At 41.1% G+C, this 11,273-nt stretch carries 12 protein-coding genes; 4 read left to right on the plus strand and 8 right to left on the minus strand.

Features of this window, described 5'->3' with window-relative positions; genetic code table 11:
* The coding region (locus IQP38_RS25185) for an IS110 family transposase (protein WP_193838132.1) at positions 1-687 on the plus strand (687 nt) is incomplete at its 5' end.
* A 30-nt stretch (positions 688-717) separates the two neighbouring features.
* Here the strand turns inward: IQP38_RS25185 and IQP38_RS25190 are convergent.
* The 7 genes from IQP38_RS25190 to IQP38_RS25235 form a co-directional block, all read right to left on the minus strand.
* Positions 718-1,155, minus strand: a complete 438-nt coding sequence (locus tag IQP38_RS25190) for a hypothetical protein (protein ID WP_193838133.1) — start codon at positions 1,153-1,155, stop codon at positions 718-720.
* Between the two features lie 148 nt (positions 1,156-1,303).
* Positions 1,304-2,281, minus strand: coding sequence for a hypothetical protein (locus IQP38_RS25200; protein WP_193838134.1), 978 nt, complete (start codon positions 2,279-2,281; stop codon positions 1,304-1,306).
* A 155-nt stretch (positions 2,282-2,436) separates the two neighbouring features.
* Positions 2,437-2,871, minus strand: a complete 435-nt coding sequence (locus tag IQP38_RS25205) for a GNAT family N-acetyltransferase (RefSeq protein ID WP_181859674.1) — start codon at positions 2,869-2,871, stop codon at positions 2,437-2,439.
* Positions 2,872-3,004: 133 nt separating this feature from the next.
* Entirely contained in the window at positions 3,005-3,319 is a 315-nt protein-coding gene (locus tag IQP38_RS25215) for a helix-turn-helix domain-containing protein (RefSeq protein WP_017049537.1), read from the minus strand.
* On the minus strand, positions 3,306-3,638 hold the full coding sequence (locus IQP38_RS25220; protein WP_193838135.1) for a type II toxin-antitoxin system RelE/ParE family toxin: 333 nt from the start codon (positions 3,636-3,638) through the stop codon (positions 3,306-3,308). The genes IQP38_RS25215 and IQP38_RS25220 overlap by 14 nt, the downstream gene beginning before the upstream one ends.
* A gap of 225 nt (positions 3,639-3,863) precedes the next feature.
* Positions 3,864-4,433: a hypothetical protein gene (locus IQP38_RS25225; RefSeq protein ID WP_074190730.1), complete on the minus strand. Its 570-nt coding sequence runs from the start codon at positions 4,431-4,433 to the stop codon at positions 3,864-3,866.
* A gap of 280 nt (positions 4,434-4,713) precedes the next feature.
* Entirely contained in the window at positions 4,714-5,634 is a 921-nt protein-coding gene (locus IQP38_RS25235) for an IS5 family transposase (RefSeq protein WP_193838136.1), read from the minus strand.
* Positions 5,635-6,068: 434 nt separating this feature from the next.
* On the opposite strand from IQP38_RS25235, the gene IQP38_RS25240 reads away from it, so the two are divergent.
* The 3 genes from IQP38_RS25240 to IQP38_RS25250 are packed head-to-tail and all read left to right on the plus strand — an operon-like array spanning position 6,069 to position 9,950.
* On the plus strand, positions 6,069-7,754 hold the full coding sequence (locus tag IQP38_RS25240; RefSeq protein ID WP_242657426.1) for a CHASE domain-containing protein: 1,686 nt from the start codon (positions 6,069-6,071) through the stop codon (positions 7,752-7,754).
* Positions 7,751-8,179, plus strand: coding sequence for a response regulator (locus tag IQP38_RS25245; protein WP_025590354.1), 429 nt, complete (start codon positions 7,751-7,753; stop codon positions 8,177-8,179). The genes IQP38_RS25240 and IQP38_RS25245 overlap by 4 nt, the downstream gene beginning before the upstream one ends.
* A 16-nt stretch (positions 8,180-8,195) precedes the next feature.
* Entirely contained in the window at positions 8,196-9,950 is a 1,755-nt protein-coding gene (locus IQP38_RS25250; RefSeq protein ID WP_074190735.1) for a GGDEF domain-containing response regulator, read from the plus strand.
* A 295-nt stretch (positions 9,951-10,245) separates the two neighbouring features.
* Here IQP38_RS25250 and IQP38_RS25255 read toward each other — a convergent pair whose 3' ends face one another.
* On the minus strand, positions 10,246-11,259 hold the full coding sequence (locus IQP38_RS25255; RefSeq protein WP_025501041.1) for a restriction endonuclease: 1,014 nt from the start codon (positions 11,257-11,259) through the stop codon (positions 10,246-10,248).
* Between the last annotated feature and the right edge of the window lie 14 nt (positions 11,260-11,273).

Consider the following 11,273-nt stretch of genomic DNA (forward strand, 5'->3'; position numbering starts at 1 on the left):
GGTGCCATTGGTCAACGAGCTAAGAACGACCGTTTAGATGCCGCTCTCATCGCACATTATGCCGAACGTGTTCAGCCAGAACTGACCAAACTAAAAAGTGAAAACATACGTCTTATGAGTGACTTAGTCACAAGGCGTAACCAACTACTCACCATGCAAACCATGGAAAGAAACCGACTACAAATATTACCTAAGAATATCTCGTCTACGATTACCCCTATCCTTACCGCCCTGAAAAATCAGATGGAAAAAGTAGAAGCAAAGATAGCGAAACTGATTGAGAGTTGTCCTGAGTATCAAGCCAAAAGTACTATTCTCCAAAGCATGCCTGGTGTTGGTAAAGTCCTTGCGGCATCCCTAATTAGTAATGTACCCGAGTTGGGCTTTATCACTAACAAACAAGCTTCTTCTCTCATTGGTGTCGCACCGATAACAAGAGAAAGTGGCCGCTTTAAAGGTAAGCGGCTGATACAAGGAGGGCGGACTCAAGTTAGGACCGTTATGTACATGGCGATGATGTCGGCTATCCAATGCAACCCTGTTTTCAGAGCAACTTATGAACGACTACTTACGGCAGGAAAACCGAAAAAAGTTGCCATTGTTGCCTGCATGAGAAAGATGGTTGTTATCTTAAATTCAATGCTAAGAGATGGTGTTATGTGGGATACAGATAGCCTCAAAAATTAACTATTGACGCCATAGTCTCTTGTTATATTATTATGCCTTGATGATAACTCTTAATTTTCTATCTTTGTCATCAAATGATGTACCAGCATGTGCAATCACAACATTTCCATCCCCATCAACTTCATCGTAAATGTCGATACTTTGGACGGAGCCATCTAAAAGTAAAAGGCTTGTGTGTACCGACGGATGAGATCCTTTCTTATGAGATGACTTTGCAATTTTGTGTATATAGTCGTCACCGTCGAGCGAAAAGTCCTTATCACTTAATACAACCTCATAAGGTCTAAGCCTAAGAAACTTAAATATGGCAAATGCAATGCTCAATACAGCCGAAAGAACTTTTAAAGCGAGCACAAAATAAGCAAGAGCTTCAGAACCAATAATGCTTTCTATTTGACCAATTACAGATCCAACAGCACCAAGAATCACCGCTACAACAAATATCCAATCAATCTCATCCAACTGCATTTTTTGCTCCAATGCCCCAAATAATATAACGCCCTGTTAAGGTGTGAGCAACGCAATACCGAAGCTCCCGCATACCACCTTAAACACTAAACGCAACGCACAGCAAAAATGCCACGCGTTGCGAATCACTCTTAAACAGTTTGTTATATTATTTAATATGCACAAACTTTTCTGATTCCGCTATTTCATCTTCTGTTGCATCGCGTGATGGAATATCATCAGGCACCATGATTTGTGTAAGATCTGAACACCAATTAGCAACGCCACTATCTTTGTAGTTGTTGGCAAACCTTGAAACATTTATATAGTTGTTAAGCTCAGTTGCTGCATAAAACAAAGCTTTATCTGGAGCTTGAAATAACGAATAACAGATATATGGCGTCGGTCTACCAAAAAAATCTAATGCTTCAATCCTTTCCTCAAGCACACGCTCAAGATGTAGAAGTGACTCATAAAACACATGGAACTCTTGAATACCATTGACCTGAAGCAACTTATTAACCAAGCCTTGATCAACCAGACTAATGTGGTTTAAAACCAACCCTAGCTTTTTATCACCTTGAAAACGATTTCGAATATAAAAGTCAGCAACCGTACTAAATGTTGAAACCAACTGAATATTTGAAATAGAGAACTGCTCCCTATAGAGAGAGAAACCATTTGGTAGGTTTAGATGCTCAGCACCTCTGAGCTCATTGATATATCTCTGAACTGTTTCACATCGCTCCTTAGAGAGTAAATCTGGAGAGTCAAACATACTGAAATCTTCAGACTTCATTACCTCTGATAGCAGCCATTTTCTGTTGCTGTGAAGCTTTGTCAGTAGTTCAAAGCATTGCCTAGCAGCTCGCTGTTTTACCAACTGCTCGGGATATACGTTAAAGATTACGTAAAAAACACCAGCAGCAACAATTGAGAGATAAATACTGGACAGCGGTCCTGTTCCCGCGAAAATGACAGCCACTACCATTGATAGCATAACTAAAATGGTAACCTTTGAGGACAATGTATGTTTTAGGGCATTAAACTTTATCGATTCAGAAGTGTTTTTTGATGGTTGAACCCTATCTTTAAACTCTTCATACAGTCGTTTTGCTTTGTTTGCCACAACATCTAGTTTCAGCATGTTTAAATTTCAACCATAAATAATATAACGCCGCGTTAAGGTGTGAACAACGCGACCACAAGACCTAAGCCATTGTGCCATAATCACAAAACTCAACCTAGAACTAAAAATGCCAAGCGTTGGGAATCACTCTTAAATGCTTTGTTATGTGCGTACTAAACATTACCACTGCAAGACGAGTTAAAAGAAAACATACGTACTTCATCACGTGGAAACCAACCTAGTTTTTCATAGAAATATTGAGCATTCAGGTTTTCATTGGCAACAAATAAGTGAGTTTTAGCTATACCAATGTTCGATAATGCATCAACCGCTGAGGATATGAGTTTGGCACCAATGCCTTTGCCTCGACAATTCGCGTTTACTGCCAAATGTTGTACGTAGCCTCGACGACCATCTGTACCCACTAAAATTGCACCTACAATAGTGCCACCATCTACAGCGACAAAGCTGAGATTGGGGTTACGTTCTAAGTATTTACCTATGTTTTCTCTAGAGTCTGCATCACGCAGCAACATAGCTTCTGTTTCAGACCAAAGCTCAATAACTTGAGAGTAATCCGAGATATCCATTTCTCTAATCAATGCCATTTTCCCTCTAAGCACATAACGCCCTGTTAAGGTGTGAGCAACGCAATACCTTAGCCACCGCATACCACCTTAAACACTAAAAGCAACGCATAGCAAAAATGCCACGCGTTGCGAATCACTCTTAAACAGTTTGTTATAGCTCAGCGATGTGCGACAGGGTTTCTGGGTGACGCTGAACCAACTTTAGAAGGGTTACTGCTTGTCCATTTGGTGCGCTACGCCCTTGTTCCCAGTTTTCTAACGTACGAGATGATGTGTGCAACAAACGAGCAAAAACACCACGAGACATATTAAACTGCTCTCGAATACTCACGATTTCATCAGGTGAGATATTTAACTCACTGATGTCGTTAACTTGATGAGTTTTAAGGGTAAGCTTGCCCTCTGAATGCTCTTTAGCCTCAACAAGTGCTGAACTTAACTCCGCAAATAGATCACGATTGCTCATTACGCCACGCCTCCATAAAAGCCTTTAGTTGTTTCTTTTGGTCTGCGGTTAAGTCAGACATTTCATTCTTGCCGTAAATCGTCAGCAAGTAGAAACGACGCTTTTCATCGAGGAAGTAATAGATAACGCGAGAGCCACCACGCTTGCCCTTACCTTTACTTGCAACTCGAATCTTTCGCAAACCACCTGTACCTTGAATCACGTCACCCTGCTTCGGGTTAGACATTAACTCAGCTTGAAAAAGCCTAAGCTCATCATCGCTGAGATATTCATTACGGTACTTTTCAAATATGGTTGATTCGACAAATACACTTTTCATACGCAAAGTATACGCAAGTAACGTATAGATAGCAAAACTATACGTGATTAACGTAGCTATAATTTTTGGAGCAGTAAACCTGACCTGAGCTATAACGCCGCATTAAGGTGTGAGCAACGCTACCACTGACCCTAACCATACCACCATAAACACAAAACCCAACGATTAGCATTAAAAATGCCAAGCGTTGGGAATCACTCTTAAATGCTTTGTTAAATTAACGGCTTACATATTTCTTAATGCTGCAAGAAACTTCGTCAAAGTAAATGAAGCACTAGGAGCTTCTGAAAAAGTTAATGCTTGCTTTGCACTAATATCGTTCTCGTCTTTTACCTTTCTGTCCAACGTGCGTAGTTGTGTAATAACGTCTTGAACTAACAATGGAACTTCCTTAGTTGATACTAAATCGATTGTTTCCGTCGTTAGCTTAAACGAACTTTCACTTCCATCCCATGAAACACCAGCTGTCCCGCTTAAGGTAACGCCTTCTTTCCATGTGATATTCTGAGGATCTTTTTCAGATGCTATGCTATTGGCAATTTCCCCAGCAACGTAATCTAATGAGCCTGACCATAACACTTTGTCATTAAACTTGACCTCAACATCTGAAAAGCTACGTTGCTCACTGATGACTCCAATTTTTTTATAACCACCATCAAAGTTAACTGTCGCATAATCTAAATTTGATGCCTTGAAAGATCCCAATGCAAACAGCACGGTCAAACATATTGTCAAAGTAACAATGATTGATGCCACTGGCGCGGTAATTACTTGCTTAGTACTTGTGTTTTCCATATAAAACCTTACTCATATTTAATTCTGAACAGATTATATAAAACAGCATTTTAAAATACTATAGTTAGTGAATTTAATGCCCTGTTAAGGTGTGAGCAACGCAATATCAAAGCCGCCGCATACCACCCTAAACACTAAAACCAACGCATAGTAAAAGTGCCACGCGTTGCGAATCACTCTTAAACAGTTTGTTATAGCGAATATCACCACGACTGTATGTCCCAATCGGCTTTGTTGCGTAATTCGGACAGGAAACCAAACCGCCCGAATTGAGCAATTCCTATACAACATACTGAGTTTCAGGCATACCAAGCCCTGTAAGCTTGTTCAACGCTTTGAGCATAGCGTAAGTCTCGCCAACCTGAGCGTTGTAATTCCTTAGGCTTAGTTTCCCACCTACCAACTGTTTTACCCGATACATTGCTGTCTCTGAGAGCGAGCGCTTATGATAACCATACCGCTTTTTCCACTTCTTGTTGGAGCCGTAGAGCTTCTGGCAACCTACTGCTAAGTTGCGAGGATGTCCTCGTTCCCAGAAGGCTGCCCCTTCTCGTGGCGGAATGAGTGGAACAGCTCGCTTGATCCGTATGGCATCATGGCAATTCCTTGTGTCATAAGCACCATCGCCTGATATCTCAATGATTTTACGACGTGTCTGCTTAAGCAAGTTGGGAAGTACTTCGGCATCGGTTACGTTAGATAAGCTCAGCTCTGCTGCGACTATTTCGTGGGTGCTAGTATCTACTGCGATATGCAGCTTACGCCAAACCCTACGCTTCCCGTCAGTACCATGCTTCTTGACCTTCCATTCACCTTCGCCATAAACCTTGAGGCCAGTGGCACCAATGGCTAGGTGTTGTATCGCACCTATGGTTTTAGTTTTAAATGAAACCTCAACTTCCTTAGCTCGACGGCTTATACAGGTGTAGTGCGGACAAACTAGCGGGATGTTAGCCAGCTTAAATACCGAGTCTAGAAATCCTTGCAGTGCTCTCAACGGCATAGAGAATATGCGTTTCACCATCAGTGCAGTAGTAATGGCTAAGTCGCTGAATTGGCGAGGTCTGCCGCGCTTGCCTTGTTTGTTTTGCTTCCACTCGGCTATCGCTTCCTCATCAATCCAAAAGGTCAGAGAACCACGGTTTATTAAGGCTTTGTTGTACTGCGTCCAGTTAGTTGTTTTGTAACGAGGTTTAGGCATGAGGCTACGACGATTAATGGGTGTAGCCGATCAGATCGTAGCTTCTTGATTTAGTTCCATCGATTTAAGCAACAAAGCCCGCCTAAAGCTCAGAGAGTTACGGTTGCAAGCCCGCTAGTCACTTATTTTTTAATAATGAAACCGTGGTCACTAATGATAAGACAGCTCAGACCATGGCGACTTGTTTTCGCGCAACCTATTGAAGAAACGAAACCACCCATAAAACCAAACAAGAAAACATAAAAAAGAACATATTTGCATATAATTTAATAATCAATTATGTTGATTTACATATAACAATTATAAAGGTCAGTTAAATTTTGACGATAACTTTATTGACTCAACGGGCAAGTGCACTCCATTGGTATCATTGGCTTGTACTTTTTTTGTCAGCCGTGCTCACTCTTACCGCTTGGGCGGTAACCTCGAGTCAGGTGGAACAAAAAGCAAAAACTCAATTTGAGTTTCAAGCCCATCAGTTGGTCGAACTCGTACAAGAACGGATGTCGAAATATGAGGAGGCACTGCTCGCAGGAGTGTCAGCCTTACATATGTATCAAGCTCCTGCCTCAAGAGCAGACTGGAAAATTTTTGCTGACCAGTTTGATGTCCCTCGACACTTTCCTGGCATCAACGGTATTGGTGTTATTCACTACGTTCCTGATAACAAAATAAAGCGGTATTTAGAATGGCAAAGAAAGCAACTGTCTGAATATATGCCGCATCCTGCTCGAACTGCTTCCGAATATTGGCCTATTACCTACATTGAACCAATGCAAAATAACCTAAAGGCCGTGGGACTAGACATGGCGCATGAAAACAACCGATACACCGCAGCCAAAAACGCCAGATTAACAAATACAGCCACCATCACTGCTCCAATTACCTTAGTTCAAGACTCGGAAAAGGCGCCGGGTTTTCTGTTTTATGCCCCCTGGTTTTCTGATGAAGTTCCTGAGTACTACGGAGATACAAAAGATGGTTTCTTAGGTTTAGTATACGCCCCATTTATTGTAAATAAATTGATGAACGGGACTCTCTCTGGAGAGAAACGACTCGTGAATTTCAGTCTCTATGATAATCAAGAATTACTGTACAGTGATCTTAATGTATCAAACATTCGCCATCATTCAGATCCGCACTTTACACAAACTCTAGAGTTGAATATATACGGTAGAGTTTGGACCTTCGTTATTCAAAGTTCGCCGTTGTTTGAAGCGCAGCAAAATACCACTCAACCTCTGCTTATTCTTATCTTCGGTATTATCGTGGATGTCTTGTTATTTATCTTATTTCTCATGTTGGTTCGTGAAAAAGAGCGAGTCGATGAGTATGCAAAGCATTTGACCAAAGATTTGCAATTGCGCACAGACAAGTTAGAAACGGTCACAAAAGACCTTCAAGTCAGAAATCAAGCATTGCAAGAGGCAAATAGAGAACTTGATCAGTTCGCCTATGTCGCCTCTCATGATCTGAAAGCCCCTTTACGCGGTATTTCCCAGCTAGTGACTTGGTTAATCGAGGAATTATCGGAGTTTTTAACCCCTCAAACAGAACAATATGCGTCTTTGCTGAGCAACCGCGTGCAGAGGTTGGAAAAACTGTTGGATGATTTACTCGCTTACTCTCGTGTGGGGCGTAAGCCTGGCCAGCTAGGGAGATTTAATCTCGAGCAATATTGTGAAGAGACATTAGAACTGATTTCTCCCCAACGTAAGATCTCTTTGGTTTGCCACAACCATATCGGAGAGTTTGAGACATTAACTACACCTCTTGAATTAATACTTCGTAATTTAATCAGCAACGCCGTCAAACATCACCACAAGGAAATAGGAACCATTTATGTCTCAGGAGAGGATATCGGAGACATGTATCAGTTTGTGGTTGAAGATGATGGACCAGGGATCCCAGAACAATTCAGGGAGAGAGTGTTTGAATTGTTTCATACCTTACAACCGAGAGACACTGTTGAGGGAAGTGGTTTAGGTCTTTCTATTATTAAGAAAGTTCTGGATTTATACTCATGCCATTATTCTATTGACTCTAGCCCACTCGGAGGATGTGCTTTCCGTTTCTCATGGCCCAAAAATAACCCCGTACTCGTTAAGGAAGCCTCATGACATCCCCTGAATGTAAACCTGTTAATATTCTCTTAGTTGAAGATGATGATATTGATGCAATGGGCATCGAGCGAGCACTCAACACTTTGAAGTTACTTAACCCTATTTACCGAGCTAGAGATGGAATAGAAGCCTTAGAATGCTTGCGAAATGGGGAAATACCTCCCCCTTGTATTGTGCTTCTCGATTTAAACATGCCTCGAATGAATGGACTTGAATTTCTTGGTGAAGTGAGAAGAGATGATGAGCTCTGCTCTCTAGTGATTTTTGTGCTAACCACCTCGAGAAGAGATGAAGAAATTACGGCAGCGTATGAAAAAAATATCGCAGGTTACATGGTCAAATCTTCGGTGAGCCAGGACTTTAATGAAGTTCTTGCTTTTTTAGATAACTACTGGCGCATCGTAGAATTACCAGTTCAATGACTCATGGCGGCAGCATATGAAAGTATTAATTATTGATGACGATACCATCGATAGACTTGCAATTAAGAAAACATTGCGTAGTACAGATTTGCCTATCTCGATAATAGAAGAAGCGCAAACTGCTCATGAAGGGTTAGACAAAGCCCTTAAACAATCTTTTGATGTGATTTTACTGGACTATCAACTGCCACCATCAACGGGGATGGAAGTGCTCATTGCACTCAAATCAAATTCGGATTTTTCCACGTCTATTGTCATGCTCAGCCATAGTAATGACGAAGAGTTGGCTTTGAAATGTATTGAGATGGGTGCTCAAGACTTCGTGATGAAAAATGAAATTTCTTCGATCCGCTTGAGAAGAGCGATTATCATCGCAACAGAGCGCTACTTTTTAGAGCAAAAGGTACTCGAGACTCACACTCAGCTAAAACAACTGGCTGAGACTGACACGTTAACAGGGGTATTTAATCGACACTTTTTTGATGAGCGCTTAAAGAAATTTTTACTCATGGCTTCACGCAGTCAAACACCTTTAGCGCTCTTGCTCATCGATGTGGATCGTTTTAAAGACATCAATGACCAATATGGACATGTCACGGGAGATCATGTTTTACAGGAAGTAGCACAAAGACTTCAATACAACACTCGAGATAGTGATTCTCTATTTCGTATAGGAGGTGACGAGTTTGCAGTGATTGCAACTAACTTAGCGTCTGAAGAGCAGGTTGACTTAATTGTACGACGTATACTCTCTGCGTTTGAAAGTAATTTCAACATTGACCAGCAATGTATTGAGGTTTCTATTAGTATCGGGGTAGCCAGTTATCCTGAGTGTGCATCAAACTCATTAGAGTTGAGAAAGTGTTCAGATATCGCGCTATACAGGGCAAAAGAGAAAGGTCGAAAACAGGCACAGTACTATTCTAAAGCCTTTCATGATACGGTTGATCAACGTTTACGCATTGAAAGTAACCTTAAGCAAGCCATACAAAAAGAGGAATTCGAATTACATTATCAACCTCAATTTGACAAATCAATGCGACTTGTTGGCGCCGAAGCGTTGATTCGTTGGTATCATCCAGATCTAGGCTTCGTCCCACCAGACGTATTTATTCCAATTGCAGAAGAGTCTGGGCTCATTGAGAATATTGGTGAATGGGTGATTGAAACGGCGATTAGGCAAATGTCGATATGGCGAACAGCATGCTTCTTTCCTGAGTCTTTTACGTTAGCAGTGAATCTTTCTCCGAAACAACTATCCGCTCCTCAACTGGTCGAAAGGGTTGCTGCATTTTTGCATTTGTATGGAGTCTGTGCTTCTCACATTGAGTTTGAAATTACTGAAAACTGTTTACTCCCGAAAGGCAACGCTTCGAAAACGTTAAACGAGCTCAGTCGGTTAGGTATTCAAATCGCCATTGATGACTTTGGTACTGGCTATTCATCCTTATCTCATCTCAAATACTTTCCAATCGATATTATCAAAATTGATCGCAGCTTTTTAAAGGATATCGAAGTTCACACTTCTCGGCAGTTGTTTGAAGCCATCTGTGCACTTGCACGCTCACTTAACTATGAGATTATTGCTGAGGGAATAGAAACTCCTGAGCAACACAGAGCTTGTAACTCTATGAATGTGTCAAGAGTTCAAGGATTTAAATACTCCAAACCACTTACCGTAGAGAGTTTTGAAAAGAGGTATTTACTCCAAAGTTTGGAGAGAGGGGGGAGGAAAAGTGATCCGCACCGTCAGTTTTGGACACCGAGTTAAGTGAGTTGGACCGCCACCGATCTCCTAGACAAATTTCGCCTATTCTTGGAATTTACCCCCGTAATACAACACTGGGGTTTACGAACGAACACCACTAGAAGAATGGATAAGTTTTTGTAGGGGAAAAGCCCATGAAAAGGATGTGAACGAGTGAAAGGTCTACCAAATAATGGGGCAGTTCTGCGTTACGATGATCTACCCCGTCAGCAAGCCGTTGGACAGAAACGAGTTAGATGTATAACTCCAATCCGTTTCTGTCAGATTAGAAAAAGTATGTTGAAGCTATAGTTGTATGTTATATCCTGATAACTCCTGAACCTGGAGTTCTCAGCGCTTTTATCCATTCAGAAACCTTTTCCCCATTAACTTCCTTAATTGGGTAGCTTCGAGCTGAAATAGTAGTCCTAGCCCCTGGACTAAATTCTGATGTGGTAACTAGTAAGCCCGTTGTTGCTTTCGCTTCTAAAACGTCTGCATATAAGCCTTTTATTGTTACTTTATCGATCTTCGACTTATACCGTTTGCATTGAATGATAAATTCAGGGTGTATTTGAGCAGAATCATTCCAAACACGAACATCAACACCGTCATCATTGGTACCAGGTCCAAGTTCAACTTTATATCCTGATTGACTAAAACACTCACTAATTAATTCTTCGAATTTTCGCCAGTGGATTTCACCCAATTTAGCCAAGTTATTCGACAGGTAATTGATGAAGCGTTGATCTAAGAAAGTGCCATGTGAAACTACAGGTTGATGTTTCTCGAATAAATCATTTAGATCGACTATATCTTTCCATTCTTCCCACCTCCCTGCAGTATGAGGGCTATTCTGAAAATGAGCGTCGTACATTTTCATCAATTCAATAAGGTCACTCGCTCCAGTTTTTCCGTACCTTTCCATTGCTTCAGCTAGCATTGGCATAGGATCAACAGAGCTTTGACCGTTTTTTACTGCTAGTTCTACACCCAGTCTATAATGTTTACTGTAAATATTTTGAAGATCAGTAATGTAATCTAAACCTTTTTCTTTCATTGCTCTTATGAAGAACTGTGATTGTGTAAACAATCCTTGTCTTGGGGTATCAGTAACACCAACCTTATATAAAAGTTGGTAATATAAATCCTCGTAATCTTCAGAGCGAATAGCAAGCCCATTACCTTCAGATCTCAATATATCATCAGCATATCCAGTACCTGACAGTAAATCGCACATCTGTTCAATTGAACTAGCTAAACCTGCTTTGTAACCTATTATCTCATGGAGATGATCGGCAAGGTCACCAGGAGAAAACCAAATTCTTGCCATAATTCCTCGTAATT

Source organism: Vibrio sp. OPT41 (assembly GCF_015163595.1).
GTDB classification, from domain to species: Bacteria; Pseudomonadota; Gammaproteobacteria; order Enterobacterales; family Vibrionaceae; genus Vibrio; species Vibrio alginolyticus.

Bases quoted from the DNA above. Each gene is read 5' to 3' on its own strand.
- IQP38_RS25205 (WP_181859674.1), bottom strand. From the start codon at position 2,871: ATGGCATTGATTAGAGAAATGGATATCTCGGATTACTCTCAAGTTATT.
- IQP38_RS25190 (WP_193838133.1), bottom strand. From the start codon at position 1,155: ATGCAGTTGGATGAGATTGATTGGATATTTGTTGTAGCGGTGATTCTT.
- IQP38_RS25225 (WP_074190730.1), bottom strand. From the start codon at position 4,433: ATGGAAAACACAAGTACTAAGCAAGTAATTACCGCGCCAGTGGCATCA.
- IQP38_RS25200 (WP_193838134.1), bottom strand. From the start codon at position 2,281: ATGCTGAAACTAGATGTTGTGGCAAACAAAGCAAAACGACTGTATGAA.
- IQP38_RS25215 (WP_017049537.1), bottom strand. From the start codon at position 3,319: ATGAGCAATCGTGATCTATTTGCGGAGTTAAGTTCAGCACTTGTTGAG.
- IQP38_RS25235 (WP_193838136.1), bottom strand. From the start codon at position 5,634: ATGCCTAAACCTCGTTACAAAACAACTAACTGGACGCAGTACAACAAA.
- IQP38_RS25250 (WP_074190735.1), top strand. From the start codon at position 8,196: ATGAAAGTATTAATTATTGATGACGATACCATCGATAGACTTGCAATT.
- IQP38_RS25245 (WP_025590354.1), top strand. From the start codon at position 7,751: ATGACATCCCCTGAATGTAAACCTGTTAATATTCTCTTAGTTGAAGAT.
- IQP38_RS25255 (WP_025501041.1), bottom strand. From the start codon at position 11,259: ATGGCAAGAATTTGGTTTTCTCCTGGTGACCTTGCCGATCATCTCCAT.
- IQP38_RS25220 (WP_193838135.1), bottom strand. From the start codon at position 3,638: ATGAAAAGTGTATTTGTCGAATCAACCATATTTGAAAAGTACCGTAAT.